This window comes from Amycolatopsis sp. NPDC005003, from assembly GCF_053600695.1.
On the sequence record NZ_JBSGAI010000037.1, the window covers coordinates 38,863 to 64,479 of the forward strand.

Here is a 25,617-nt window from a genome sequence, read left to right on the forward strand (position 1 = left end):
AGGCGCCGGTGACCTTGTTGCGGATCGGTCTCTGGCGCGCGTGGATCGTCTTCCGCCGCCGGCCGTTGGCGTTCAGCATCAGCGCCGGGCTGCTGCTCGCCCAGCTGCTGGTGTCCGGGAAAGCCGCGTTCTGGCTCGTCCTGGCGCTCGCGATCGCCGCCACGGGCAAGGAACTGCTGGACATCGCCATGAAGGTCTTCGACCACTTCAAAGAGGTCAAGGCCGCGAAGTCGGTGTCGCGGGCTGAACCCATGCTGCTGCCCTACAAGAGCCCCTACGACCGCTGGGCGAAGATCGCCGCGGACGGCTGTGAAGCCGTCCACGATCCGGAGCTGGACGCCGAACTCGCGGCGGACGCGCGGATAGCGTTCGACGCGAAGCCCGAGATGTGGCGGCCGACGGGCAAGCACGAAGAAGTCCGCGCACTCAAGGTGTCGACGCTAGCTTTCGACGAGGACAAGGTCCGGCTGGGTTCGGACCTCTTCGCCGGCACCGAGCGGGTGCAGGTGCAGCGGACCAGCTATTCGGCCTTCCTGGTGACGAACCGGCTCGCCACCTACGAGTTCCGGGAGAAGGATTCGCTGCACGAGCTCATCGAGTTCCCCGACGGGCCGGCGGCGGGCCACACCGAGCTGCCCAGGCTCGAGTGGAGCAACTGCTCGAACCACATCGGCGTCGACGTGCTCGCCGTCGCCGGCGGCAAGCTCCTCCTGCAACGGCAGACGAGCCGGAACGAATTGTCGAAGGACCTGCTCGCCGGTTCGGGCAGCGGCTCGGCCGATTGGCGTGATCTCGAGGCTCGGCGGCGCCGGCGCACGCTCCGGCGCCGCTCCCGGCCGCGAAGCTCCGATCTGCTGGCGTTCGTCAAGCACGCCATGTGGCGCGAAATGGTCGAGGAGATGGGGCTTTCCGCGGCCGAGCAGCACCAGCCCGAGGACATCAAGGTCGTCGGGTACAGCCGGGTCACTTCGCTCGGCGGCAAGCCGCAGTTCTACGGGATCGCTTCGCTGGGCCGGGTGACCACCCGGATCACCCGCAAGGACAAACTCTTCACCTTCGACCACCGGACCGTCGACTTCGACCCCTACGACGGCGTTCCGGGGCTGCTCGTGGCGCTCGACGAGATCGAGCGCCGGTACCGCGGCCAGCTGTCCTTCCCGCTGTACGTGAACATCCAGCTGATCCGGCAGTGGCTCGACCGGGATCCGGCGGGCGCGGCGGTGTGGCTCAAGCTGGGCTGAGCCTCAACCGCAGGTACGCCCGGTCGTCGAACGAGTTCGCGCCGGGGCGGAGCCCTTTGGTCTCCGGCGGATCCAGCATGAGCGGGTCGCGCTCCAGCCGGCCGGCCAGCAAGCGCTCGCTTTCGGCCAGGTCGGGCGCCGGCTCGGGGTAGCCGTCGGTGGTGAGCGCGACTTCGTGGACCTCGGGCGGGATCGGGATCACTTCGACGAAGCCGTCCGGGACGTCCTGCCCGTCGACAGCGCCGTAGCCGTATCGGGGGACTGGCCGGTTGCGCAGGCCGGTGAGCGCGCGCAGCAGCTCCTGCACCGCGGCGCGGCCCGGGTCCTCGGCGAGGAGCGTCGCTTCCGGAACGCCGTCGGCGAGGTGGCGGCGCAGCACGAGAGCCCGGGCCTCCGCGACGACCCGCTCCCCGGTCGGCCGCGGCGGTACCGGGGTGCCGTCCAGCAGGACACGGCCTTCCCCGACGCGCCAGACCTCGCGCCGCGGCCGGTGCAGCACGCAGAACGTCACCGCCGAGCCCTCGCCGGGGGCGGCCCCGGCTTCGGCCAGCAGCGACCGGACGAGGGCGGTCGTGCCGGACACGGCCGCGCGGGCGCCGGTATCGGCCGCGGTGGCGGCGAGGTGGCCGGCGACCGCTTCGGCCAGCGCGGCGCCGTCCGGGCCCCGGTCCCACGGCTTGCCGGTCGCGCCGTCGGCGACGCCCAGCACGTGCTCTCCGAGGATCAGCCGGTCGGCGCAGGGCGCGGCGGAGGTCCGCGGCACCACCGCCGACTCGACGATCACGGGGTCGAACGTACCGCCTTCGGGTGCCGGCCGGGGCCGGGACACGGGATGACTCCATCGTGCAAGCCTTGCCGGGCGGGTGGTACTCCTTGAACATGAAATTCGGGATCTCGACGTTCGTGACCGACGAAGGCATCCGGCCCGACGTGCTGGGTGCGGCGCTGGAAGAGCGCGGCTTCGAGTCGCTGTGGCTGGCCGAGCACTCGCACATCCCGGTGAGCCGGGAAACCCCGTACCCGGGCGGCGGTGACCTGCCGCGCGTGTACTACCGCACCCTCGACCCGTTCGTGGCGCTGACCGCCGCGGCCACCGCGACCTCGGAGCTGCTGCTCGGCACCGGGATCGCGCTGCTGATCCAGCGTGACCTGATCCACACCGCCAAGGAGGTCGCGTCGCTGGACCTGATCTCCGACGGCCGCGCGCTGTTCGGCGTCGGCGTCGGCTGGAACCGGGAGGAGATGCGCAACCACGGCACCGACCCGAAGACGCGCGGCGCGCTGATCGACGAGCAGCTGGCCGCCCTCAAGGAGATCTGGACGAAGGACGAGGCCGAGTTCCACGGCGAGCACATCGACCTGGACCCGATCTTCAGCTGGCCGAAGCCGGTGCAGAAGCCGCACGTCCCGATCTACATCGGCGGCGAGAGCGAAGCCGCCCTGAACCGCCTGGCCAAGTACGGCGACGGCTGGCTGCTCCGGGGCTACACGAAGTACCAGGAGGCGCAGCGCGTCCGCGGCTGGCTGGCGGACCAGGGCCGCGAAGACGTCCCGTTCGCGGTCTTCGGCGGGCCGACGACGCCGAAGGTGATCGACGGCTTCCGCGAAGCCGGTGTCGAGCGGTACACGTTCCTGCTGGACACGCTGCCGGAAGCGGAGACGCTCAAGGCGCTCGACGAGCTGGCGAAGGTGGCCGCCGCGCACCGCTGAAGCACGCGCCCGGCACCGGAAACTGTCGGTGCCGGGCGATAGAGTGGAACCGGGGGGCGCCCCCGCGGGTCACGCGCGCTGGCTACTTGTCCAGCAGCAGGTGCACCGACAGTTCGAGGCGGTTGGCGACGTCGGCCGCCGAGGCGCGGCGGGTCACCCAGGCCACCAGGTTCGCCATCCAGACGTCCGCGACCACGTGGAAGATGTCGCGGTCGGCCTCGGTCGGCTCGGCGATGCCCATCGCCTTGGCGAACATGTTCTCCATCAGCCGCCCGACCTGCTCGACCTCGGCGGCGGCGGAGGTGTCGGCGAACATGAACGCGCGCACCATGGCCTCGGTCAGGTGGGGGTCGCGCTGCATCATGCGCGTGTTGCGGCCGAGCACGAACATCAGCCGCTCGGCGGGCGTGTCGCCCGGGATGGCCTGGCGCTCCAGCTTCTCCTGCGCGCGCTCGAACTCGCGGGCCAGCCCGGACACGAGCAGGTGGATCTTCGAGGGGAAGTACCGGTACAGCGTGCCGAGGGCGACGTCGGCCTTCTCGGCGACGGCGCGCATCTGGACGGCGTCGTAGCCGCCCTTCGAGGCGAGCGCGAGGGTGGCGTCGATGATCCGGCGGCGGCGGTCGCGCTGGGCGGCCGAGCCGAGTTCGTCGGCCCCGATCGCGCTCAGGCCGTTGCCGCGGGCCTTGGTCTTGCCTGGCATCGGCATCCCCTGTCCTTCGGAACTTGTTCCAGTTCACGACGTAGATTACCGGTCCTGGCGAACCTCGCGACAATTGACCCACTGGCCGAAAAACTATAACACGTTCTACACTCGCGAGTAGTGTCCCTTCCCGCCAGGAGGCTCGATGCCGGTCGCGCTCACCGACGAACAGGCCGCGCTGGCCGAGGCGATCCACGCCTGGTCCGCGGCGTACCATCCGCGGGAGGCGGTGCGCGCGGCGGAAACCGGGGACGGCGCGGGAATCCCGGCCGGCTTCGCCGCGCTCGGCCTGTTCGGGGTCGCGCTGCCCGCCGCGGTCGGCGGGGCCGACGGCAGCGTCGCCGACCTCGCCGCCGGGCTCGCCGCGGCGGCGGAGGACCTCGTTCCCGGACCGGTGCTGGGCACCGCGCTCGCCGGGCTACTGCTCGCCGAAGTTCCCGAAGCGAAAGAGCTGCTCCCGGCCCTGGCCGAGGGGGAAGCCACCGTCGCGGTGCTCCTGGACGCAGTGTCCCTCGAGGACGGCCTCAGCGGGCCGGTGCCCGGGGCGCATCCGGACGCCTGGCTGCTGGTGCCGGTCGACGGCGGCCACGTCCTGCTCGCGCCCGGCACGCCGGGGGTGACCGTCGAGCCGCTGGCCGCGTTCGACTTCTCGCGCCCGCTGGCGCGCCTCCGGTTCTCGGGGGTCCGGGCCGAGGTCCTCACCTTGCCGCCGGTGGAGCCGTTGGCGGTGGTCCTGGCCGCGGCCGAGGCGGCGGGGGTGGCGCGGCGGTGCCTGACCGTCGCCGTCGAGTACGCCAAGGTCCGCGAACAGTTCGGCAAGCCGATCGGGGCGTTCCAGGCGATCAAGCACCTGTGCGCCGAGATGCTCTGCCGCGCCGAAGCCGCCGAGGCGCTGGCCTGGGACGCGGCTTCCGGGCAGCACCCGCTTTCGGTGGCGAGCGCGGCGGTGGTCGCCCTGGACGCGGCCGTCGCCAACGCCAAGGACTGCGTCCAGGTCCTCGGCGGGATCGGGTTCACCTGGGAGCACGACGCGCACCTGTACCTGCGCCGGGCCGTGGCGCTGCGGCAGTGGCTCGGCGGGTCGTGGCGGCGGCGGGCGGCGTCGCTGGCGCTGTCCGGGACCGAGCGCACGCTGGGCGTCGACGTCGGCGACGATCCCGCGCTGCGGGACGAGGTCGCGCGGATCGCCGCGCTGTCCCCGGGTGAACAGCGAGTCGCGCTGGCCGACGCCGGGTTGCTGACACCGCACTGGCCGGCGCCCTACGGCCGGGGCGCCGACGCCGCGGAGCAGCTGCGGATCGACTCCGTGCTGGCGTCCGCCGGTGTCCGCCGTCCGGACCTGGTGATCGGCGCGTGGGCGGTGCCGACGATCCTCGAGCACGGCAGCGACGAGCAGCGGGCGCGGTTCGCCCGGCCCACCCTGCGCGGCGAGCTGACGTGGTGCCAGCTGTTCAGCGAGCCCGGCGCCGGGTCCGACCTGGCGGCCCTGCGGACGGCGGCGCGGCGCGTCGACGGCGGCTGGCGGCTGTCCGGGCAGAAGGTGTGGACGTCGCTGGCCCGGGAAGCCGACTGGGGCATCTGCCTCGCCCGCACCGACCCGGACGCGCCCAAGCACAAAGGCATCACGTACTTCCTGGTCGACATGCGGGCTTCGGGGATCACCACGCGGCCGCTGCGCGAGATCACCGGCGAGGCGGTGTTCAACGAGGTGTTCCTCGACGACGTGTTCGTGCCGGACGCCGACGTCGTCGGCCCGCCGGGCGGCGGCTGGCGGCTGGCGCGCACGACGCTGGCCAACGAGCGGGTGGCCATCGGGAGCGGGTCGGCGGTCGGCGAGAGCGTGCAGGCATTGGTGTCCACAATGGACGCCGCGGCGGCGGACGACGTCGCGCTGGACCGGCTCGGCTCGCTGGTGGCCGACGGTGTCGCGGGTTCGGTGCTGGACCTGCGCGCGGCCCTGCGCCGGCTGGAGGGCCAGGACCCCGGCGCCGAGTCGAGCGTCCGGAAGCTGCTCGGCGTGCAGCACCGGCAGGAGGTCGCGGAGTTCGCGCTGGAGCTGGCCGGCTCGGGCGCGTTGCTCGCCGACGGCTCGCCGCAGCACGAATTCCTGCTGACCCGCTGCCTTTCGATCGCGGGCGGCACCACCCAGGTCCTGCGTTCCCTCACGGCCGAACGTCTCCTGGGCCTGCCCCGCGGCTGATGCCCCGGCAAACACGCGTGATGCCCCTCCAGACACGCGTGATGCCCGTCGGCGCCCGGGTGAGTTGCGTTGGGCAACGGTGCGAAAGGACCGTTCGCGCCGCCGAAGGCAAAACTGTCGGGGGCGTGTTCTAGCGTTGCGGTCGTGGAGTTCAGCGCAGACACCCAGGCCACCTACCTCCCCGCGGATCCCCCGCGGGACGGGGTGCTGGCCCTGTGGGGCGACGACGTGGCCGGCGGGACCACGATCGAGCTCGTGCTGCCCCGCGGAGCGAAGTTCGCGCGGACGAAGGTCGAGGCCGAGCTGGTCCCCCTGGAGCGGGCGCTGCCCCGGCTGCTGTCGGTGGGGGAGCAGGCCAGCCCGGCGGTCGCGGCCTGGTCGGCGGCCGTCAACGCCGGGGTGAACCTCGTCGCCCGCGGACGGCTGAGGCCGGCCGCCTCACCGGGAGGTGCGGCGGCCTGGCGGATCGGCCCGCTGGACGCCGCGGACGAGGAGCTGCTGCGGGGGCTGGCCGGCGCCCTGCCACCGGAGGCGTACGCGCTGCCGCTGACCGGGCTGAAACGCATCCGCCTGCACTCACCGGACTCGTTGGTCCGCGCGCTCTGGGACGCGACGGCAGACCTTCTGGTGCGCAGCCCGGCGGCACCCGTCGGCGCGGGCGATCCGGCGTTCGCGGCGCGCGAACCGGCCCTGCTCGGCCCGGACGGCGCCGCCTGGCTGGCGGAGCTGGAGGCCCGCGAGCCCCGCGGGATCCAGGTGCTGCTGCGGGTCGAGGGCCTCGACGACGACTCGTTCGCCGGGGTGCTGGCGGTGCGCAGCATGGCCGAGCCGAGCCTGGTGGTGGAGGCGGCAACGCTGTGGGACGCCCCGGACGCGGTGCTGAACCGCCTCGGCGACCAGGTCGAGACGCAGCTGCTGCTGGGCCTGCGCCGCGGCGCACGGGCCTGGGCGCCGCTGGGCCGGGTGCTGACCCAGGCGACGCCCGCTTCGCTGGCGTTGTCCGACGACGAGGTGGTCGACCTGCTGACGGACGGCGCCCGCGAGCTGGGCGGAGCAGGCATCGAGGTCCTCTGGTCGAAGGGGCTGTTCGCGGGCGAAGTGAAAGCCCGGGCGAGCGCAACCCAGGCGCCGGCGAGCGTCACGGAGGCGGAGTTCGCCCTGCGTTCGCTGCTGGAGTTCCGCTGGCAGCTCAGCCTCGGCGGCGAGCAGCTGACCGAGGCCGAGGTGGCGGCGCTGGCGGAGGCCAAGAGGCCGCTGGTCCGCCTGCGTGGGCAGTGGGTCCGGGTCGACCCGCAGCTGCTGGCCCGGGTCCGCGGCCGCACCCGCAAGCTGGAGGCGGGCGAAGCACTGGCGGCGGCGTTGACGGGCGAGCTGGAGGTGGACGGCGAGCGCGTGGAGTTCGCGGCCCCGCCGGCGCTGGGTGGGCTGGCTTCCCGCATCCGCGACCGCGGGGAGGCCTCGGTGGCGCCCCCGCCGGGGCTGCAGGCGACACTGCGGCCGTACCAGCAGGCGGGGTTGTCCTGGCTGGCGACGATGACGGGGCTGGGGTTGGGCGCCTGCCTGGCCGACGACATGGGGCTGGGCAAGACGATCCAGCTGATCGCGCTCCATCTGCACCGGCGCGAGCTGGCCCGGGTGGGCGCGCTGCAGCCGGGCGAGGGGCAGTCCGGCGATGCGGAACGCCCGGCGGCCGCCCAACTGCCGACGCCCGGCGAGGGGCAGCGCGCCCGCTTGGGGGCCGAGGAGCGGCCCGGTGACCTCGCTGGCCCAGTGGCCGAGGCGCAGCCCGATAAGGAGCGGCCAGGCGAGGCTGCCCGCTCGGCGGCCGCCCCGGTGTCCGGTGAGGAAGAGCTCGGCGAGGCCGCTCGGTCGGCTGCCGAGCCGCAGCCCGGCGAGGGCCAACCCGGCGAGGCCGGTGAACCGGAAGCCGGGTCGCCGCCGATCGGTGAGCACCCGGCAGCCGTGGGCGAAGCGGTGCCCACCGGTGCCGAACCGCTTGCCGAGCCCGGGCGCGCCGGGGGCGGTCCGACCCTCGTCCTCTGCCCCACCTCCCTCCTCGGCAACTGGGAACGCGAGTTCGCCCGCTTCGCGCCCGGCATCCCCGTCCGGCGGTTCCACGGCGGCGGCCGCCATCTCGACGACCTCGCCTCCGACGAGGTCGTCCTCGCCACCTACGGCGTCCTCCGCCGCGATCGCGAAACGCTGTCCGAAGTGGACTGGGGCCTCGTCGCCGCCGATGAGGCGCAGCACGTCAAGAACCCGCTCTCCGCCACCGCCAAGGAGCTGCGCAAGATCCCCGCCCGGGCCAAGGTCGCGCTCACCGGCACCCCGGTCGAAAACCGGCTCACCGAGCTGTGGTCCATTGTGGACTGGACCACCCCCGGGCTGCTCGGCCCGCTCGACCGCTTCCGCCGCACCGTGGCGCGCCCGATCGAGCGCGACCGCGACAAGGCCGTCACCGAACGGCTGGCCACCACCGTCCGGCCGTTCCTGCTGCGGCGGCGCAAGACCGACCCGGACATCGCCCCGGAACTGCCGCCCAAGACCGAAACCGACCGGTTCGTCCCGCTCACCGCCGAGCAGACCACGCTCTACGAAGCCGTCGTGCGGGAGAACCTCGCCGAAATCCGGGAAAAGGAGGGCATCGAACGGCGCGGGCAGGTGCTGCGGCTGCTCACCGAACTCAAGCAGATCTGCAACCACCCCGCCCAGTTCCTCAAGGAACCGCACGGCGCGCTCACCGGCCGCTCCGGGAAGCTCGCCGCGTTCGAAGAACTGCTGGACGTCATCCTCGACGAAGGCGAAAGCGTCCTGGTGTTCAGCCAGTACGTCCAGCTCTGCCGCCTGCTCGAACGCCGCCTGACCGAGCGCGGCCTGCCCACCGAGCTGCTCTCCGGCGACAGCTCCCCGGCGAAGCGGCAGGACATGGTCGACCGGTTCCAGGCCGGCGAAATCCCGGTCTTCCTGCTCTCGCTCAAGGCGGGCGGCGTCGGGCTCAACCTGACCCGCGCCACCCACGTGATCCACTACGACCGCTGGTGGAACCCCGCCGTCGAGGACCAGGCCACTGACCGCGCCTACCGGATCGGGCAGGACAGGCCGGTCCAGGTGCACCGGCTGATCGCCGAAGGCACCCTCGAAGAGCGGATCGCGCAGGTCCTCGAAAAGAAGCGGGGCCTCGCCGAGTCGATCGTCGGGGCAGGGGAGGACTGGATCACCGAACTGTCCGACGACGAGCTCGCCGACCTGGTCCGGCTCGGGGGCGGGTGATGCCACCGAGGCGGAACTTCGGCACGACGTGGTGGGGCCGCGCCTGGGTCGAGGCGCTGGAGCAGCGCGCGAAACTCGACCCGAACCGGCTGCCCCGCGGGCGGACGTACGCGCGAAAAGGCACGGTCAGCGAGCTGCACTTCGGTGCCGGCGAGATGACGGCGCGGGTGCTCGGCAGCCGGCCGCAGCCCTACAAGGTGACGATCACCATGCGCACCTTCACCGACGGCGAGTGGGACACCCTGCTCGGCGTGGTCGGCACCCAGCTCGGCCACGCGGCGGCGCTGCTCGACGGCGAGCTGCCCGGCGCGCTCACCGAGCAGGCGCGCGAGGCGGGCGTCGACCTGCTGCCTGGCCCCGGCGACCTGCGGCCGCGGTGCTCGTGCCCGGACTCGGCGAACCCGTGCAAGCACGTCGCCGCGGTGTACTACCTGGTCGCCGACGAGGTGGACCGCGACCCGTTCACGCTCTTCCTCCTGCGTGGCCGCCCAAGGTCGGACGTGCTGGCCGAACTCCGCGCCCGCCGCTCGCCCGCGCGCGGCGAGAAACCGAAGCTCCCGAAACCCGCGGACGAGGGCCTGACACCCCGCGCCGCCTACGGGCGGCGGCCGGGCGCGATCCCCGCCCTGCCGCCACCGCCGCGCGTGCCCGGGCCGCCGGCGGTCCTGGACCTCGACCCGCCCCCGGCCACCGGCTGGACGGCGGCGGCGCTGGCCACCCTCGCGGCGGACGCGGCCGCCCTCGCCCGCGACCTCCTGTCCGGCGGGCCGCCCGCGGCGGAGCTGACGTTCGAGGAAGACCTCGCCCGCCGCGCGGCCGCCCGCACCGGCCCGGAGATCACCGCACTGGCCACGGCGGCGGAGGTATCCCCGAAAGACCTGGCCCGCTGGGCCGAGGCCTGGCGCGAGGCAGGCCGCGGCGGCTTGGCGGCGCTGCGGGAGAGCTGGCAGCCGGGGCCGGGCCCCTTGTCCGAAGGACAGGAAACCCTGGCCGACGCGGGCCTCCCGGGCAAGCCGAAGATCTGGCGCAACCGCGTGACCCACGGAAATCTGCAACTGCGCTACGGCCGCGACGCCCGCTGGTACCGCTTCGTCCGCGAAGGAACGGAGTGGCGCCTCGACGGACCACCCTCCGCGAGCCCCCTGGATCTCGTCTACTGACCGGCGGAAACCCGCTCAGCCTTCCAGGCGCTGTAGGTGAAGTCCAGGAACCGGGCCACGCCGCGGACCACGTGCGCCGACCGCACCGACGTGAACACGTCGAACGCGTGCTGTGCCCCGGCCAGCTCCGCATACGCCACCGGCTGCCGGGACTTCTCCCGCAGCCGCGCGACGAACTCGCGCGCCTCCCGCACCGGGACCAGCGAATCGTCGCGGCCGTGGATCACGAAGAACGGCGGCGCGTCCGACGTGATCCGGTCCAGCGGGGACGCCGCGATGTAGTCGTCCAGGTGGGTCACCGGGTCGCGGTCCGGCGCGAACACGCGGCGGGCGATCAGGCTCTCCAGCCGGTACTTGCTCGCCGGGGCGCCCGAAGTCGCCGCGAAGTCGTACACCCCGTAGTGGGGGACGCAGGCCTGGATGCTCGTGTCCGCGTCCTCGAACGACGGCTGCAACGCCGGGTCGTTCTGGGACAACGCCAGCAACGCCGACAGGTGGCCGCCCGCCGAGCCGCCCGTCACCGCCACGAACCGCGGGTCGCCGCCGTAGGAAGCGATCGAAGAGCGGATCCAGGCCAGGGCCTGCTTCGCCGCGACGATGTGCGCCGGCCACCGGCGCGCCGGCGCAAGCGGGTAGTTGATCGCGACGCACACCCAGCCGCGGCGGGCCAGGTAGCGCATCAGCGGCCGGCCCTGCTCCTCCTTGTTGCCGATCACCCACGCGCCGCCGTGGACCTGCAGCAGCACCGGGGCGCCGGACACATCCGAAGAGGGCCGGTACACGTCCAGCAGGAACCGCTTGCCGCCCGGGGCGTAGGCGATGTCGCGGTCGACCCGGACGTCCGGGGCGCCCATCCGGAACGGCAACGCCAGCTCGCCCCACGGCAGACCCAGATCGGACCGGCCCAGTTCCGCCGCGTAGTCGGAACCCAAAGCGGCCGTCAGCGCCTTCTCGATCTCCTCGCGAGCACCGTGGCCGGTGCGGACCAGCGTGGCCAACCCCGCGGCGGACGCCGCCGCCATCGCCAGGCCCACCTTCGTCGAGCGGTCGCCGACGCCGTGGCGGGCCACGTGCAGCGCGGTGTCCGCCGCCGTCAGGGCCAGGAACTGGGGCGCCAGCTCGCCGGTCAGCCACCCGGCGAAGAACACCGGGATCGTCGTGGACCGGGCCCGCAGCGGGCGGAGGGCATTGGCGGTGAGACCGAGCTGGACCGCGCGACGGATCAGGAAATTCGGCTGCACCACCGCGATCATACCGGCGAGTAGGGTGCTGTGTCGTCAGTCACTGACCCGACCACAGTCACGGCCGGATGGCTTTCGTGGCAACGGTTGCTTGTCGCTCGGGGGCCGGCCTGCTTTTGGTCGGATCAGTGACGTGCCGCTCACCGGACGTGGCCTACCCTGGCTTCATGCAGAGACTGAGCGGCCTCGACGCGAGCTTCCTCTACCTCGAGACGTCGTCGCAGGTCCTGCACGTCTGCGGGCTGCTCATCCTCGACGGCTCGACCGTCCCGGGCGGCTACACCTTCGCGAAGCTGCACGAGAAGCTCGACGAACGCGTCCGGCTGATCCCGGCGTTCCGCCGCAAACTGCACAACCCGCTGTGGAACCTCAGCCACCCCGTGTGGGTGGAGGACGAGGAGTTCGACCTCGACCACCACGTGCACCGCATCGGTGTGCCCGCCCCCGGCGACCGCGCCGAGCTGGCCGGGCTGTGCGCGCACATCGCCGGGCAGCAGCTCGACCGCGCGCACCCGCTGTGGCAGCTGTACGTCATCGAAGGTCTCGCCGACGGCCGGCTCGCCGTGCTGCTCAAGATGCACCACGCCAGCGTCGACGGCGTCAGCGGCGCCAGCCTGATCACCTACCTGGCCGGCCTCGAGCCCGACGGGCCGATGCCGGAGATCGAGGAGCACCGGAACGCCGCGATGCCGTCGCCGCTGGACCTGATCCGCTCCGGCGTCGAAAGCGTCGTGAAGCGCCCGGCCGAGGTCGCGCGGCTGCTGCCCGACCTCCTCGGGCTGATGCCGCGCTGGGTCGGCCGGGCGTTGCGCGGCAAGGGGATGCCGATCCCGTTCACCGCGCCGCGGACGTCGCTGAACGGCACGATCACCGGGCACCGCAGCGTCGCCTTCGCCCAGCTCGACCTCGCCGACATCAAGGGCGTCAAGAACGCTTTCGGCGTCACGGTGAACGACGTCGTGCTCGCGCTCGTCGCCGGCGCGCTGCGCGAGTTCCTCGCCGCCCGTGGCGAACTGCCGGAGGACCCGCTGGTGGCGACCGTCCCGGTTTCGGTGCACGACCGCACCGAACGCGAGCACGGCAGCAACAAGGTCTCGGCGTTCTTCGCCTCCCTGCCGACGCACCTGGCCGACCCGGCCGCGCGCGTGTTCTTCCTCGCCGAAGCCAACCGGCGCGCGAAGGACCACCACCACGAGATCGACGCCGACATGCTGCAGGACTGGGCGCAGTTCTCGGTCGGGACGGCGTTCGGGCTCGCCGTGCGCGCGTATTCGGCGCTGCGCCTGGCCGAAAAGCACCCGGTGGTGCACAACCTGGTCGTCTCGAACGTGCCCGGCCCGCCGATGCCGCTGTATTCCTGGGCGCGCGGATCACCGGCTTCTACCCGCTCGGCCCGGTCTTCCACGGCGCCGGGCTGAACGTCACGGTGCTGTCCAACGCGGGGAAGGTGCACGTCGGCCTGCTCGGCGCGCGGGAGCTGGTCAAGGACCTGTGGCCGCTCGCCGACGCGCTCCCGGACGCACTGGCCGAGCTGGTCAAGGCCGCGGGCTGAGCACCACCACCGGGATCTCCCGGTCGGTCCACGCCTGGTACTTCGCGAAGTCCGCGTACAGCTCGACCAGCCGCGGCCACAGCTCGGCGCGTTCGGCGCCCTCCGCGACCCGGGCCGTGACCGCAACCCCGCGCCGGCCCTTGAGGTCGATCCGCGTTTCGGGGTGCGCCAGCAGGTTGTGGTACCACTGCGGGTGCCGGGGCAGCCCGCCCTGCGAACCGACGATGACGACGTCGTCGCCGGAGCGCAGGTACAGCAGCGGGGTGGTGAACAGCCGCCGGGACCTGCGGCCGCGGTGCTCCAGCAGCAGTGTCGGCACCGGCTTGCGGAACCCGGCCCCCACCCGCCACTTGCTGCCGACGCGGCCGCCGGTCAGCCGGAAGACCGCCACCTGCGCCTTCGCCAGGTATTTCATGGCCTTCGCGGTGACTGGCGAGTCGAGGCCGTCGGGTTTCTGATCGGGCAGGCTGAAGCGTCCCATCAGGGATTCCTTCCTCGGAGGGAGTGGACCGCGGCGAGCAGGGCGGGCACCCAGCGGTCGGCGGCGAGCACGCAGGCCGCGTGCCCGGCCGCGACCTCGTAGGTGGCGGCGCCGGGGATCCGGCGGGCCAGGGACCGCTGGTGGGCGGGCGCGATGAACCGGTCCCGGGCGGTCACCACGACCGCGGCCGGCAGCCGCAGCGTGTGCAGCCACGGCGTCGAGTCGAACCGCCCGATCTCGTCGACGGCGACCGCGATCTCCCACGGCCTGGTCGAGCGGAACTCCCGCAGCCCCCACCGGCGGTCGGCGAGACGTTCGCGGGGGAGCGCGGCGGGCGCGGCCGGCGGCGGCACGTGCTCGCGCAGCCGGCGCAGCGTCCGGCCGAAGACCTCGAGGGCGACGCGCTGCCGCAGCCCCCGGCCGAAGTGGCCCGCGGTGGAGCACAGCACCACCCCGGTAACACGTTCTGGTTCGGCGCGGGCCACGAGCTGCGCCACCAGCCCGCCCATCGAGTAGCCGGCGATCGCGAACCGGCCGACGCCGAGCGCGTCCGCGACCGCGGTGACGTCTTCCGCGCAATCGGCCAGCCGGAACTCCGGCGAGCGGATGCCCTGGCCGTGCCAGCGCTGGTCGAACACGACGACCCGGTGGTGCCGCGCCAGCCGCGCGAGAGCCGGATACCAGGTCAGCAGGCCCGTGCAGGCCACCGAATGCAGCAGGAAGAGCGCGGGCGCGTCCCGTGGGCCGACGTCGGTGACCACGGTGCGGCCGCGGCCCGGCAGCTCCACGGGGACCGGTTCGGGCACGCCCGCCGTCGGCGGCACGGTGATCCGCCGCCGTCTCCCCGCCATTGCGCCACCCCCGGGGGTTGCCGTGCCCGCCCTTTCCGGTTAAGACTAGAACAGGTTTCAATATTGCGCCCGATCCGGAGGACAGGCGTGGACTTCGCCCTTGACGAAACGCAGACCGAGATCGCCGCCCTCGCCGCGAAGGTGCTCAGCGACTTCGGGGGTGCGACCCCCGGACCCCGCCCGGGGGGCGCTGCCCCCGCGGACCCCTCGAAGCGGGTGGCGCGGGACGACCCTTGGCGCGCCTTGGCGGCCTCCGGCCTGCTCGCCCTGGCGCTGCCCCCGGAGCTGGAAGGCGACGGCCTCGGGGTCGCCGAGGTCGCCCAGGTCCTGACCGAGGTGGGCCGGGCCGCCGCGCCGGTGCCCGCGTACGCCGCGCTCGCCCTGGGTGTCCTGCCGATCGAGTCGCTCGGCACCCCCGCCCAGCGCGCGGAGTTCCTGCCGCCGGTCGCGGCCGGGGACGCGCTGCTCACCGCGGCCCTGCACGAGCCGTCCGCGCCGCTGGCCGCCGAACCGGCCGCGACCGCGCGGGCCGGTGACGGGAAATGGCTGATCAGCGGCGTGAAGACCGCGGTGCCGTACGCCGCCGACGCCCTTCGGATCCTCACCCCGGTGAGCACCGCGCACGGCAGCGCCGTCTACCTCGTCGACCCGCACGCCGACGGCGTCACGCTCGTGGCGACCCCCACCTCCTCCGGAACGCCGGAGTACACCGTCCGGCTCGATGACGTCGCGGTCGAGGAAACGGACCTCCTGTTCGACCGCGGCGCGGTGGCGGCCTTGCACCGGTTCGCGCTGGCCGGCGCACTGGCGCTCGGCGACGGCCTCCTGGCCGGAGCGCTGGCGCTGACCGTGAAGCACGTCGGCGAGCGCACCCAGTTCGGCCGGCCGCTCTCCGCCTTCCAGGCCGTGGCGGGCCAGATCGCCGACGTCTACGTGGCCGCGCGGACCGTGCACCTCGCCGTGACGTCCGCGGTGTGGCGGCTGGCTTCCGGGCTCGACGCGGACGCCGAACTCGACGTCGCCGCCTACTGGCTCGCCACGCAGGCCCCGCAGGCGCTGGCCACCTGCCACCACCTGCACGGCGGCGTCGGCGTGGACGAAACCTACCCGCTGCACCGGTATTCGTCGGCGGTCAAGGATCTCGGCCGGACGCTGGGCGGGGCCGCGCACCGGCTCGGCCGGCTCGGCGAACGAGTGGCGGGGTGAGCGGATGCACGTCGAACTGACCAGCGCGCAACGGCAGCTGCGTGCCGAACTGCGCGAGTACTTCGCCGGGCTGATCAGCCCGGAGGAACGGCGGGCGATGCGGCGCGAGCGGCACGGGCCGGTGTTCCGCGAGATCGTCCGCCGGATGGGCCGCGACGGCCGGCTCGGCGTCGGCTGGCCGGTCGAATACGGCGGCCAGGGCTTCGGCGGGATCGAACAGCACCTGTTCGTCGACGAGGCCGCGCGCGCCGACGTCCAGCTGCCGTCGGTGACGCTGCAGACGGTCGGGCCGACCCTGCAGCAGTTCGGCACCGACGAGCAGAAGTCCTTCTTCCTGCCGAAGATCCTGGCCGGCGAGATCCACTTCGCGATCGGCTACAGCGAACCGGAAGCGGGCACCGACCTCGCGTCGCTGCGCACGACGGCGGTGCGCGACGGCGACGAATACGTCGTCAACGGCCAGAAGATCTTCACCACCGGCGGCCACGACGCCGACTACGTCTGGCTCGCCGTGCGCACCGCGCCGGACGCGCCCAAGCACAAGGGCATCTCGATCCTCATCGTCGACACGCGCAACCCCGGCTACTCGTGGACGCCGATCATCACCTGCGACGGCGCCCACCACGTCAACGCGACGTACTACTCGGACGTCCGCGTGCCGGTGAACCGCCTGGTAGGCGCGGAAAACGCGGGCTGGCGGCTGATCACCACGCAGCTGAACCACGAGCGCGTGATGCTCGGGCCGGCCGGGCGGATCGGCGGCCTGTACGACCGCGTGCGCGCGTGGGCGAGCGCGCACGGCCTGCTGGACCTCGCCGACGTCCGGGCCGTGCTCGCCGAGGCCATGGCCGTGACCCGGGTGAACGAGCTGCTGAACTGGCAGGTCGCGGTGTCCTCGGCGAGTGCGCCGGTGGGCGTCGCCGACGCGTCGGCGACCAAGGTGTTCAGCTCCGAAGCCATCCAGCGGATCGGCCGGAACCTCGAAGAAATCGTCGCGCGGCACGGTGATCTGGCCGACCCGGACACCGCCGAGCTCGCCGAATGGCTCGACCTCACCGCGAAGCGCAACATCGTGCTGACGTTCGGCGGCGGGGTCAGCGAAATCCAACGGGAGCTGATCGCCTCGATCGGCCTGGGTCTGCCGAGGGTGCCACGATGAACGTCCGGGAAGCCGCCGACGCAATCGCCGCGCGCGGGGAAAGCGCGCCGAGCCTGGCGCGGGATCCGGTCAACCAGGCCATGGTGAACAACTGGGTCGAGGCGATCGGGGACACCAACCCGGTCTACACCGAACCGGAGTTCGCCGCGGCGAGCGTCCACAAGGGACTGGTCGCGCCGCCGGCGATGGCCCAGGTGTGGACGATGAAGGGCCTGCACGGCGCGCGGGCCGACGACGACCCGCTCGGCGCCATGATGGCGGTGCTCGACGAGGCCGGGTTCACCTCGGTGGTGGCCACGAACTCGGAACAGACCTACCACCGTTACCTCCGGCCGGGCGAGCAGGTCTCGGCGACGACGCGGCTGGAGAACGTCTTCGGGCCGAAGAAGACCGCCTTGGGCGAGGGCTGGTTCGTGACGACGCGGACGACGTGGTACGTCGGTGACGAGGCCGTCGCCGAAATGATGTTCCGGGTGCTGAAGTTCCGCCCGCCCGCCCCGAAGCCGCCACCGGCGCCGGTGCTGCGGCCGGTGATCAGCCGGGACACCGAGTTCTTCTGGGCCGGCCTTCGCGAGGGCGAGCTGCGGATCCAGCGCTGGGGCGAGACCCTGCGGCACCCGCCGGGGCCGATGCCGCCCGACGGCTCGCTGGACACCAAGCCCGACTACGTCGTCGCGAGCGGCCGGGGGACCGTGTACTCCTACGTCGTGCACCACCACCCGCCGGTGCCGGGCAAGGACCTGCCGTTCGTGGTGGCCCTGGTGGAACTGGAAGAAGGGGTCCGGGTGATGGCCGAGCTCCTGGACGCTTCGCCGGACGAGGTCCACATCGGACTTCCGGTGGTCGCGGCGTTCGTTCGCGTCGACGACGACCTGACCCTGCCCGCGTGGAAGGTGGCCCGATGACCGTCGCCGAAGGGACCGAGCTGCCGCCGCTGACGATCGAGGCGTCGCCGACGTTCGTGGTCAGCACGGCGCTGGCCACCCGGGACTTCCAGGACGTCCACCACGACCGGGACTCGGCCGTGGCCCGGGGCTCGAAGGACATCTTCCTCAACATCCTCACCGACACCGGCCTGGTCCAGCGGTTCGTCTCGGAGTGGGCCGGGCCCGAGGCGCTGATCCGGTCGATCAAGATCCGGCTCGGCGTGCCCTGTTACGCGTACGACACGCTGACTTTCACCGGCCGGGTGGTCTCGGCTTCCGGTCGCGACGTCGTGGTCTCCGTGTCCGGTGTGGACAGTCTCGGCGAGCACGTCGCCGGGACGGTGGAGGTGACCCTGCCGTGACGCTCTCCGGGAAGGCGGCCATCGCCGGGATCGGCGCGACGGAGTTCTCGAAGGACTCCGGGCGCAGCGAACTGCGGCTGGCGGCCGAATGCGTCTCCCACGCACTGGCCGACGCCGGCCTGACGCCGTCCGATGTGGACGGACTGGTGTCGTTCACCATGGACGGCAACGCGGAGATCGCGGTCGCGCGGGAACTGGGCATCCCCGAACTCAAGTTCTTCAGCCGCATCCACTACGGCGGCGGCGCCGCGGCGGCGACCGTGCAGCAGGCCGCGATGGCGGTGGCGACCGGCGTCGCGGACGTCGTCGTCGCGTACCGGGCGTTCAACGAGCGGTCCGGGCACCGCTTCGGCCAGGTGTCGGCCGCGGCGGCCGGGCAGGTCAACTCCTCGGGCGTGGACAACGCGTTCCACTACCCGATGGGCATCGCCACCCCGGCGGCGACGGTGGCCATGGTCGCGCAGCGTTATCTGCACGACTACGGCGCGACGAGCGAGGACTTCGGGCGCGTCGCGGTGGTCGACCGCAAGCACGCGGCGACCAACCCGAACGCGTGGTTCCACGGGCGGCCCATCACCCTCGAGGAGCACCAGTCGTCGCGCTGGGTGGCCGAGCCGCTGCACCTGCTCGACTGCTGCCAGGAGAGCGACGGCGGGGTCGCGCTGGTGGTGACGAGTGTCGAGCGGGCCCGCGACCTCGCGCGGCCGCCGGCGGTGATCGCGGCGGCGGCGCAGGGGAGCGGGCCGGACCAGTACGTGATGACCAGCTACTACCGCGACGACCTGGCCGCGCTGCCGGAAATGGGGGTGGTGGGCCGGCAGCTGTGGGGCCAGTCGGGCCTTGGACCGTCCGATGTGGACGTTGCTGTGCTCTACGACCACTTCACGCCGTACGTGCTGATGCAGCTGGAGGAACTGGGGTTCTGCGGCCGGGGCGAGGCGAAGGACTTCATCGCCGACGGGGCGCTGGAGCTGGACGGCGCACTGCCGCTCAACCCGCACGGCGGGCAGCTCGGCGAGGCGTACATCCACGGCATGAACGGCATCGCGGAGGGCGTCCGGCAGATCCGCGGCACGGCGGCCAACCAGGTCGCCGGCGCCGCCCGGGTGCTGGTCACGGCGGGGACGGGCGTGCCGACCAGCGGACTGGTCCTGACGGGTGACTGAGGCGTCACCTCATTGACGGCTGGTGCGCGGCCGTCGTGGGTGTCACGGTGGAGACACGACCCACGACGGAGAGTGAGATCGATGCTGGTCGACTGGGCCCTCACCGCGGTGTTCGCGGCGCTGGTGCTGCCGTGCGTGCTGCGCCTGGTCCGCCTCGACTACGCGCGGCTGGGCCACGGCGTCCGCCACGGCGACCTGGCGGAGCTGCTGCTGGTGGTGGCGATGGTGGCGATGTTCTCCCCGGTCGGCGGCCCGATCCCGGCGGCGGGCTGGCAGGCGGTGCTGGTGCTGACGACGGGCTGGTTCGCGGCGGCCTGGTGGCGCCACCGGGCCTGCGCCCACCACGCCCTGTCGGCGGCGGCGATGCTGTACATGGTGACGGCGATGCCCCACGGCGGAGCGGACCACGGCCCGTGGCTGACGATGTCGGCCATGGACGCCCGGTTGGCCCTGCCACTGATCGCGGTGGCGGCGGCGGGGTACTTCGTGGCGGATGCGGCTTGGTCGGGGCTGCTGGCGGTGCGAGGCACGGCGGCCGTGGGGGCAGATTCCGGTTCGGGTGTGGCTTCTGGCTCCGGCTCGGGGGTTGTGGGGGCGGATTCCGGCTCCGGCACGGCCGCCGGCTCCGGGCAGGCTTCGCGCGCGGTGTGCCGGGCGGTGATGGGCGCCGGGATGGGCTACATGCTGCTGGCCTCGGCTTTGTGAGCGCGGCACGAAGAGGTCCCCGCCCAGGGGACCCCCGGATTTCACGTTACCGGAGACCACCGACAATTTCGGGCGGCGAGGAGGGCCGCCGGCTGTCCGGCAAAGCCGGCCGGACTCGGCTTCGTGAGCACGGCACAAAGAGGTCCCCGCCCCGGGGACCCCCCGATTTCACGTTACCGAACACCACCGACAATTTCGGGCGGCGAGGCGCTTCATCCCGCGACCCGCCGCACCTCGCCCAGCGCGCTGTCCCCGGGCGAGGGGAGCGACTCCGCCGGGTGCGCCGCCGTCCACTGGCCGGCTGCCGCGATGTCGTTCTTCAGTGCCGTGATCAGGTCCTCCGCCGAGGCGTACTTCTCCTGGTCGCGCAGGTGGGCGCCCAGCCAGACCACCAGCGTCTCGCCGTACAGGTCGCCCGAAAACTCCAGGACGTGGGCCTCCAGCAGGCGGTACCCGTCCGCGCCGTAGTACGTCGGGCGGCGGCCGACCGAGATCGCCGCCGGGAGGCGGGAACCGTCCGCGCGGCCGATCCAGCCCGCCCAGACCCCGTCGCCCAGGGAGCCGTCCTGGTCGCGCAGGGCGATGTTGGCCGTCGGAAAGCCCAGCTCGCGGCCGCGCTTGTCGCCCGGTTCGACCGTTCCGCGCACCACGAAGTATTCCGGCATCGAAGTCACCCCACCACGGTAGCGGCTCGGACAACCCGGCTCAGGAAGTGGACACGAGCACCGTGTCCGCCAGCACCGGCGCATCATCCCGCGAAGGAGCCGTCGTCGTCACCAGCAGCCGGTCGTCCGCACGCCACACCCGGATCCGCAGCGTCTCGCCCGGGAACACCACCCCGGCGAACTTCGTCGCGAACGACGCCACCCGCGCCGGGTCGCCGTCCAGGAACTCGTTCACCAGCACCCGGGCCACGATCCCGTACGTGCACAGCCCGTGCAGGATCGGCCGCTCGAACCCCGCGGCCCGGGCGAACGCCGGGTCCGCGTGCAGCGGGTTCCGGTCGCCGCACAGCCGGTACAGCAGCGCCTGCTGCGGCAGTGTCGGGACTTCCAGGACGACGTCCGGCGCCCCCGAAGGCCATTCGATGCGGTCCGACGGCCCCCGCGAGCCGCCGAAACCACCCTCCCCGCGGGCGAAGATGCTCGACCGGGCCGTCCACAGTGGATCGCCCGACGACGATGTCACCACAACCTCCTGGACCACCACCGCCGCCTTGCCCTTGTCGAAGACGTCGGCGATCCGCGACCGCGCCACCGCCTTGCCCTCGACCGGGATCGGCCGGTGCAGCGTGATCTCCTGCTTGCCGTGCAGCACCTTCGCCAGGTCGATCTCCACCCCGGGGAACGACACCGCCGGCGGGTCGAACACGCGCAGGTTGGCCGCCACCGTCGCGAACGTCGGCAGCACCACCAGGTCCTGCTCGTAGGTGTACCGCAGCTCGTCCGGGCCCGCGCCGAGCGCCAGGTGGTACAGCAGCACGTCCGACGCCGTCCAGGCGAAGCTCACCTCGCCGATCTCGGCACCGATGGCGACCGCGGGGTCGATGGGCACGCGGGGACTCCTATTCGTAGCTGATCGAGACCTCGTCGGTGACCGGCAGCGACTGGCAGGCCAGCACGATGCCGTCCGCCATGTCCTCGGCGTCGAGCACCTCGTTGTGCAGCATCTTCACCTCGCCCGAGACGACCCGGCACGCGCACGCGCTGCACTGCCCCTCGCGGCACGAGTACGGCGCGTCCATGCCGTCTTCGAGCAGCCGGTCCAGCAGCTTCCGCTGCCGCGGCCACGCCATCGACCGCGTTTCCCCGTCGAGGGTCACCGTCAGCGCCGCAGGTGCCTCGTCGGACTCCGGCTCGGGCCCGGGCGCACCGGCCTCGAACGGGTTCCCGGTCAGCGACGTGAACTTCTCGACGTGCACCCGGTCCCGCGGCACGCCGAGCTGCCCGAGCGCCTCCCGCACAGCCGCCATGAACGGCGCCGGCCCGCACAGGAACGCCTCGTGGGAGGTGTACGCCGAAGCCAGCCCCCGCAGCTGCGAGACGTCCGGCAACCCCTGCACGCTTTCCAGCCAGTGGATGACGACCAGCCGGTCGCCGTAGCGCTTGGCCAGCGACGCCAGCTCGCCCGCGAAGATCACCGAACGCTCGTCGCGGTTCGCGTAGACCAGCACGACCCGGCCGGAACCGGTCTCCAGGGCCGTCTTGAGGATCGCCATCACCGGTGTGATGCCGCTGCCGCCCGCGAACAGCAGGAAGTCCTCGTCGACCGACGACGGGCAGAACACCCCGGCCGGCGCCAGGACGTCGAGCTGCATCCCCGGCTGCAGCGACGAGCAGATCCAGCTCGACCCGTACCCGCCGTCGGTGCGCTTGACCGTCACCTGCACGCGGTTCTCGTGCGGCGCGCTCGACAACGAGTAGCACCGCGCCACCGAACCGGTCTGTTCGCTGGGAATGCGAAGGGTCAGGAACTGCCCCGCCGAATAAGCAAAAGCAGAAGCATGCTCCGGAGGGATCTCGAAGACCACCGACCGCGCGTCCGGCGTTTCGACGACGACGTCGGCGACGGTCAGCGTGTAGACCCGCTCAGCCATCGGCCACCGCCAGCGTGCCCTCGCGCACGGCGTCGCCGATGCTGTCGGCCAGCTTCGGGCACGTGTCGAGCAACGCCGACGGGCCGTCCGCGCCCGCGAACACCGGGCAGGTGTCGGCGGGCCGGGTCGTCCACTGGATGCTCGTGTGCTGGATGCTGTTCTTCTTCACCAGCACGCACGTGCCGCAGCTGCGGCACTCGTGCGGCCGCAGCCCGCCCGACAGGAATTCGGTCTGCTCGGCGGTGGTCACACTTCCGCCTCGGTCTTCTGCCGCGCCAGGTTCTCCGCGACCTCCGCCGCCCATGCCTCGTTCGCCTTCGTGGTGTCCACTTCGAACTCGAACCGCTGCGTCATGTCTTCGGTGACGTCGGCGGCGTCGACGTAGAACTGCTGGTACCACCGGCGAAGCTGGTAGACCGGACCGTCCTCTTCGCACAGCAGCGGGTTGTCGATCTGCGTCTTGTGCTTCCAGATCTCGACGTCCTGCAGGAACCCGGCGCCGATCCCGCGGGCCAGCTTCGCGGCGATCTTGTCCGCGTGCTCGTCGGAGATCCCCGGCAGCTTCTTCACCTTCATGCCGTACTGCAGCACGAACGACGTCGGCGTCACCGGGTAGTGGCAGTTGATGAGCACGCTCTCGATTTCGTAGCCCTGGAACGAGTTCACCAGCTTGTTGATCATGTACGACGGCCCGAAGTACGACGCCTCCGACCGCAGCAGGTTGTCCTCGCCGCCGTAGTTCGAGGCCATGCCCATGTCCGGGCGGCCCTTGGTGTTGAGGTACTGCGTGGCGATGTGGCCTTCGAACACGTTCTTGAAGTACGTGGGGTAGGCGTAGTGGATGTAGAAGAAGTGGGCCATGTCCACGACGTTGTCGATGATCTCGCGGCAGTTGGAGCCGTCGATGAAGATCTCGTCCCAGGTCCAGTTGCTCCACTCGGCGCTGTCGGCGGCCTCGATCAGCGGGATCGCCAGCTCGTCGGCCGGCGGGTTGCCCTCCGGGTCGTGCCAGACGAGCAGCTGCCCGTTGCGCACCTCCGACGTCCACGACCGCGTCCGCGCGCGCAGCGGAACCCGCTTGGCGTAGGGGATCGAGACGCACTTGCCCTTGCCGTTCCAGCGCCAGTCGTGGAACGGGCAGGCCACCTCATCGCCCTTGACGCTGCCCTGGGTGAGGTCGCCGCCCATGTGCCGGCAGTAGCCGTCGAGCACGTGCAGCTCGCCGGCCGAGTCCGCCCACACCACCAGCTTCGTGCCGAACGCCGTGACCGCGTGCGGCTTGCCGTCGCGGAAGTTCTCCGCCAGGCCGAGGCAGTGCCAGCCGCGGGCGAACCGGGTCGGCGGCTCACCGGCGTAGATGGTGCGTACCGAATCCTGCGTCATCGCTGCCCTCCCGTGGTCCCTCGATCTTCGTGCGCCAGCCGCGTCGCCGCAAGGTAGCCGAACACCATGGCGGGACCGATGGTCGCGCCGGGCCCGGCGTACGTCCGGCCCATCACGGCCGCGCTGGCGTTGCCCGCGGCGAACAGCCCCGGCACCGCCGAGCCGTCCTCGCGCAGCACCCGCGCGTGCTCGTCGGTGCGCAGCCCGCCCTTGGTGCCCAGGTCGCCCGGCACGATCTTCACCGCGTAGAACGGCGCTTTGTCCAGGGGGCCGAGGCTGGGGTTCGGTTTGTTGCGCGGGTCGCCGTAGTAGTGGTCGTACTTGCTGACCCCGCGGTGGAAGTCCTCGTCGACGCCGCGGCGCGCGAAGCCGTTGAAGCGCTCGACCGTCGCTTCCAACGACTGGGCCGGGACGTCGATCTTCGCCGCCAGCCCGGCCAGCGTCGACGACTTCGCCGCGATGCCGGCCTTGAACCAGCGGCCGGGCAGCGGCTGGCGCGGCCCGATGCCGGTGAACATGTACCGGTCCTTGTAGCGCTGGTCGAACACCAGCCAGGTCGGGATGTGCCGGCCCGGGCCGTCCCCGGGACCGTACATCGCGTGCACGGCCTCGACGTACGGCGCCGACTCGTTGACGAACCGCTCGCCCCGCGCGTCGACCATGATGCTGCGCGGCCGCGACCGCTCGGCCAGCGCGAACCACGGCCCGCCGGTGAGCGGCAGCGACGGCCCCCACCAGGCGTCGTCCATCAGGTCGAGGGCGGCGCCGAGCTTGAGGCCGGCGGTGATGCCGTCGCCGGTGTTGGCCTCCGCGCCGACGGTCCAGTCGACGCCGATCGGCGCCCGCTGGTACTTCTCGCGCATCTCGAGGTTCCGCTCGAAGCCGCCGCTGCCGAGGATCACGCCGCGCCGGGCGCCGATGACGCCGTGGGGCGTGACGACACCGGTGACGCGGTCGCCGTCGACCTGCAGGTCGACCAGGGGGGTGTTCAGCCGGACCTCGACCCCGGCCTCGGCCAGGCCCACCCGCAGCCCGGCCGCAAGCGCTTGCCCCATGCTGAGCAGCTGCTGCCCGCGGAGCTTCCCGACGAGCCACTGACGGCCCAGCGACAGCAGCCGCAGCGCCCCGCGCGGGTGCCGGGCGAGCAGGCTCAGCCAGCGGTAGTCGGCCTGGGTGATCGGCACGCCGAGCGGGGGAGCGCTGTAGGGCGGTTCGAGGTGGGCCAGCTCCGGGCCCAGGAGCTTGCCGTCGAAGGCCATCGGCTCGACCGAGCGGCCGCCGGGTCGTCCGCCGGGGGCTTCGGGGTGGTAGTCGCTGTAGTCGCGGACCCACCGGAACTTGAGCGGCGTGTGGTCGCAGACGAACCGCAGCACCTCGGGCCCGTGGGCGAGGAAGGTGTCGCGCCGGCTCGGCGGGACGGCGTCACCGACGATCGAGGCCAGGTACTCGCGCGCCCGCTCGGGTGGTTCGTCGATCCCGGCGGCGCGCAGGGCGTGGTTGCCGGGGATCCAGACGCCGCCGCCGGACCGCGCGGTCGAGCCGCCGAAGCAGGGCGCCTTCTCCAGGATCACTACGCTCAGGCCGTTGTGGGCCGCGGCCAGCGCGGCGGTCATCCCGGCGGCGCCACTGCCGACCACGACGACGTCGAACTGCTCCGTCATGCCACCTCTCCTGCAACGTGTTCCAGATAACGAGTATCCAGTTG

Annotated in this window: 22 protein-coding genes and 1 pseudogene; 12 read left to right on the forward strand and 11 right to left on the reverse strand. The window is 72.5% G+C overall.

What is annotated here, in order from left to right; all coding sequences use genetic code 11:
• Positions 1–8 precede the first annotated feature (8 nt).
• Complete coding sequence (locus ACWED2_RS34415) at positions 9–1,241, forward strand: hypothetical protein (protein ID WP_449694685.1); 1,233 nt, start codon at positions 9–11, stop codon at positions 1,239–1,241.
• On the opposite strand, the gene ACWED2_RS34420 is transcribed toward ACWED2_RS34415, so the two are convergent.
• Positions 1,228–2,025: a hypothetical protein gene (locus tag ACWED2_RS34420; RefSeq protein ID WP_449694686.1), complete on the reverse strand. Its 798-nt coding sequence runs from the start codon at positions 2,023–2,025 to the stop codon at positions 1,228–1,230. The genes ACWED2_RS34415 and ACWED2_RS34420 overlap by 14 nt on opposite strands.
• Positions 2,026–2,120: 95 nt before the next feature.
• On the opposite strand from ACWED2_RS34420, the gene ACWED2_RS34425 reads away from it, so the two are divergent.
• Entirely contained in the window at positions 2,121–2,951 is an 831-nt protein-coding gene (locus ACWED2_RS34425; RefSeq protein WP_449694687.1) for an LLM class F420-dependent oxidoreductase, read from the forward strand.
• Between the two features lie 82 nt (positions 2,952–3,033).
• Here ACWED2_RS34425 and kstR read toward each other — a convergent pair whose 3' ends face one another.
• Complete coding sequence (gene kstR / locus ACWED2_RS34430; RefSeq protein WP_086849903.1) at positions 3,034–3,660, reverse strand: cholesterol catabolism transcriptional regulator KstR; 627 nt, start codon at positions 3,658–3,660, stop codon at positions 3,034–3,036.
• Between the two features lie 139 nt (positions 3,661–3,799).
• Here kstR and ACWED2_RS34435 point away from each other — a divergent pair, with 139 nt between their 5' ends.
• The 3 genes from ACWED2_RS34435 (at position 3,800) to ACWED2_RS34445 (ending at position 10,284) form a co-directional block, all read left to right on the forward strand.
• Positions 3,800–5,854, forward strand: coding sequence for an acyl-CoA dehydrogenase family protein (locus tag ACWED2_RS34435; RefSeq protein ID WP_449694688.1), 2,055 nt, complete (start codon positions 3,800–3,802; stop codon positions 5,852–5,854).
• A 144-nt stretch (positions 5,855–5,998) separates the two neighbouring features.
• A complete protein-coding gene (locus ACWED2_RS34440; protein WP_449694689.1) occupies positions 5,999–9,124 on the forward strand; it encodes an SNF2-related protein in 3,126 nt (1,041 codons plus the stop codon).
• On the forward strand, positions 9,124–10,284 hold the full coding sequence (locus ACWED2_RS34445; RefSeq protein WP_449694690.1) for an SWIM zinc finger family protein: 1,161 nt from the start codon (positions 9,124–9,126) through the stop codon (positions 10,282–10,284). The genes ACWED2_RS34440 and ACWED2_RS34445 overlap by 1 nt, the downstream gene beginning before the upstream one ends.
• Here the strand turns inward: ACWED2_RS34445 and ACWED2_RS34450 are convergent.
• Positions 10,278–11,525: an alpha/beta hydrolase gene (locus tag ACWED2_RS34450; RefSeq protein WP_449694691.1), complete on the reverse strand. Its 1,248-nt coding sequence runs from the start codon at positions 11,523–11,525 to the stop codon at positions 10,278–10,280. The genes ACWED2_RS34445 and ACWED2_RS34450 overlap by 7 nt on opposite strands.
• Before the next feature lie 167 nt (positions 11,526–11,692).
• On the opposite strand from ACWED2_RS34450, the pseudogene ACWED2_RS34455 reads away from it, so the two are divergent.
• Positions 11,693–13,077, forward strand: a pseudogene (locus ACWED2_RS34455) (WS/DGAT/MGAT family O-acyltransferase).
• Here the strand turns inward: ACWED2_RS34455 and ACWED2_RS34460 are convergent.
• Positions 13,061–13,558 (reverse strand): nitroreductase family deazaflavin-dependent oxidoreductase, encoded by a 498-nt coding sequence (locus ACWED2_RS34460; RefSeq protein WP_449694692.1) that lies wholly within the window; start codon positions 13,556–13,558, stop codon positions 13,061–13,063. The pseudogene ACWED2_RS34455 and the gene ACWED2_RS34460 overlap by 17 nt on opposite strands.
• On the reverse strand, positions 13,558–14,409 hold the full coding sequence (locus ACWED2_RS34465) for an alpha/beta fold hydrolase (protein WP_449694693.1): 852 nt from the start codon (positions 14,407–14,409) through the stop codon (positions 13,558–13,560). The genes ACWED2_RS34460 and ACWED2_RS34465 overlap by 1 nt, the downstream gene beginning before the upstream one ends.
• An 87-nt stretch (positions 14,410–14,496) precedes the next feature.
• Here ACWED2_RS34465 and ACWED2_RS34470 point away from each other — a divergent pair, with 87 nt between their 5' ends.
• The 6 genes from ACWED2_RS34470 to ACWED2_RS34495 all read left to right on the forward strand — a co-directional run bounded on the left by ACWED2_RS34470 (position 14,497) and on the right by ACWED2_RS34495 (position 19,933).
• Positions 14,497–15,615, forward strand: coding sequence for an acyl-CoA dehydrogenase family protein (locus ACWED2_RS34470; protein ID WP_449694694.1), 1,119 nt, complete (start codon positions 14,497–14,499; stop codon positions 15,613–15,615).
• Between the two features lie 4 nt (positions 15,616–15,619).
• Complete coding sequence (locus tag ACWED2_RS34475; protein WP_449694695.1) at positions 15,620–16,774, forward strand: acyl-CoA dehydrogenase family protein; 1,155 nt, start codon at positions 15,620–15,622, stop codon at positions 16,772–16,774.
• A complete protein-coding gene (locus tag ACWED2_RS34480) occupies positions 16,771–17,679 on the forward strand; it encodes a bifunctional MaoC family dehydratase N-terminal/OB-fold nucleic acid binding domain-containing protein (RefSeq protein WP_449694696.1) in 909 nt (302 codons plus the stop codon). The genes ACWED2_RS34475 and ACWED2_RS34480 overlap by 4 nt, the downstream gene beginning before the upstream one ends.
• Positions 17,676–18,062 (forward strand): MaoC family dehydratase, encoded by a 387-nt coding sequence (locus tag ACWED2_RS34485; RefSeq protein WP_449694697.1) that lies wholly within the window; start codon positions 17,676–17,678, stop codon positions 18,060–18,062. The genes ACWED2_RS34480 and ACWED2_RS34485 overlap by 4 nt, the downstream gene beginning before the upstream one ends.
• Positions 18,059–19,228 carry a lipid-transfer protein gene (locus ACWED2_RS34490; protein WP_449694698.1) on the forward strand — a complete coding sequence of 390 codons (1,170 nt, stop codon included), beginning with the start codon at positions 18,059–18,061 and terminating at the stop codon, positions 19,226–19,228. Before ACWED2_RS34485 ends, ACWED2_RS34490 begins: the two co-directional genes overlap by 4 nt.
• A gap of 81 nt (positions 19,229–19,309) precedes the next feature.
• Positions 19,310–19,933 (forward strand): DUF5134 domain-containing protein, encoded by a 624-nt coding sequence (locus ACWED2_RS34495; protein WP_449694699.1) that lies wholly within the window; start codon positions 19,310–19,312, stop codon positions 19,931–19,933.
• A 212-nt stretch (positions 19,934–20,145) separates the two neighbouring features.
• On the opposite strand, the gene ACWED2_RS34500 is transcribed toward ACWED2_RS34495, so the two are convergent.
• From ACWED2_RS34500 to kstD, 6 genes are read right to left on the reverse strand one after another with little or no spacing between them, the layout of a single operon-like run.
• Positions 20,146–20,598, reverse strand: a complete 453-nt coding sequence (locus ACWED2_RS34500; RefSeq protein ID WP_449694748.1) for a riboflavin kinase — start codon at positions 20,596–20,598, stop codon at positions 20,146–20,148.
• A gap of 40 nt (positions 20,599–20,638) precedes the next feature.
• Positions 20,639–21,487 carry a MaoC/PaaZ C-terminal domain-containing protein gene (locus ACWED2_RS34505; RefSeq protein WP_449694700.1) on the reverse strand — a complete coding sequence of 283 codons (849 nt, stop codon included), beginning with the start codon at positions 21,485–21,487 and terminating at the stop codon, positions 20,639–20,641.
• A 10-nt stretch (positions 21,488–21,497) separates the two neighbouring features.
• Positions 21,498–22,529 (reverse strand): 2Fe-2S iron-sulfur cluster-binding protein, encoded by a 1,032-nt coding sequence (locus ACWED2_RS34510; protein WP_449694701.1) that lies wholly within the window; start codon positions 22,527–22,529, stop codon positions 21,498–21,500.
• Entirely contained in the window at positions 22,522–22,779 is a 258-nt protein-coding gene (locus ACWED2_RS34515) for a hypothetical protein (RefSeq protein WP_449694702.1), read from the reverse strand. Before ACWED2_RS34515 ends, ACWED2_RS34510 begins: the two co-directional genes overlap by 8 nt.
• Positions 22,776–23,912: a Rieske 2Fe-2S domain-containing protein gene (locus ACWED2_RS34520; RefSeq protein ID WP_449694703.1), complete on the reverse strand. Its 1,137-nt coding sequence runs from the start codon at positions 23,910–23,912 to the stop codon at positions 22,776–22,778. Before ACWED2_RS34520 ends, ACWED2_RS34515 begins: the two co-directional genes overlap by 4 nt.
• Positions 23,909–25,573, reverse strand: a complete 1,665-nt coding sequence (gene kstD, locus ACWED2_RS34525) for a 3-oxosteroid 1-dehydrogenase (RefSeq protein ID WP_449694704.1) — start codon at positions 25,571–25,573, stop codon at positions 23,909–23,911. Before kstD ends, ACWED2_RS34520 begins: the two co-directional genes overlap by 4 nt.
• Positions 25,574–25,617: the final 44 nt, after the last annotated feature.

Coding starts and splice junctions, on each gene's coding strand:
- ACWED2_RS34425 (WP_449694687.1), top strand. CDS start 2,121: ATGAAATTCGGGATCTCGACGTTCGTGACCGACGAAGGCATCCGGCCC.
- kstR (WP_086849903.1), bottom strand. CDS start 3,660: ATGCCGATGCCAGGCAAGACCAAGGCCCGCGGCAACGGCCTGAGCGCG.
- ACWED2_RS34435 (WP_449694688.1), top strand. CDS start 3,800: ATGCCGGTCGCGCTCACCGACGAACAGGCCGCGCTGGCCGAGGCGATC.
- ACWED2_RS34445 (WP_449694690.1), top strand. CDS start 9,124: ATGCCACCGAGGCGGAACTTCGGCACGACGTGGTGGGGCCGCGCCTGG.
- ACWED2_RS34460 (WP_449694692.1), bottom strand. CDS start 13,558: ATGGGACGCTTCAGCCTGCCCGATCAGAAACCCGACGGCCTCGACTCG.
- ACWED2_RS34465 (WP_449694693.1), bottom strand. CDS start 14,409: ATGGCGGGGAGACGGCGGCGGATCACCGTGCCGCCGACGGCGGGCGTG.
- ACWED2_RS34475 (WP_449694695.1), top strand. CDS start 15,620: ATGCACGTCGAACTGACCAGCGCGCAACGGCAGCTGCGTGCCGAACTG.
- ACWED2_RS34480 (WP_449694696.1), top strand. CDS start 16,771: ATGAACGTCCGGGAAGCCGCCGACGCAATCGCCGCGCGCGGGGAAAGC.
- ACWED2_RS34485 (WP_449694697.1), top strand. CDS start 17,676: ATGACCGTCGCCGAAGGGACCGAGCTGCCGCCGCTGACGATCGAGGCG.
- ACWED2_RS34495 (WP_449694699.1), top strand. CDS start 19,310: ATGCTGGTCGACTGGGCCCTCACCGCGGTGTTCGCGGCGCTGGTGCTG.
- ACWED2_RS34500 (WP_449694748.1), bottom strand. CDS start 20,598: ATGCCGGAATACTTCGTGGTGCGCGGAACGGTCGAACCGGGCGACAAG.
- ACWED2_RS34510 (WP_449694701.1), bottom strand. CDS start 22,529: ATGGCTGAGCGGGTCTACACGCTGACCGTCGCCGACGTCGTCGTCGAA.
- ACWED2_RS34520 (WP_449694703.1), bottom strand. CDS start 23,912: ATGACGCAGGATTCGGTACGCACCATCTACGCCGGTGAGCCGCCGACC.
- kstD (WP_449694704.1), bottom strand. CDS start 25,573: ATGACGGAGCAGTTCGACGTCGTCGTGGTCGGCAGTGGCGCCGCCGGG.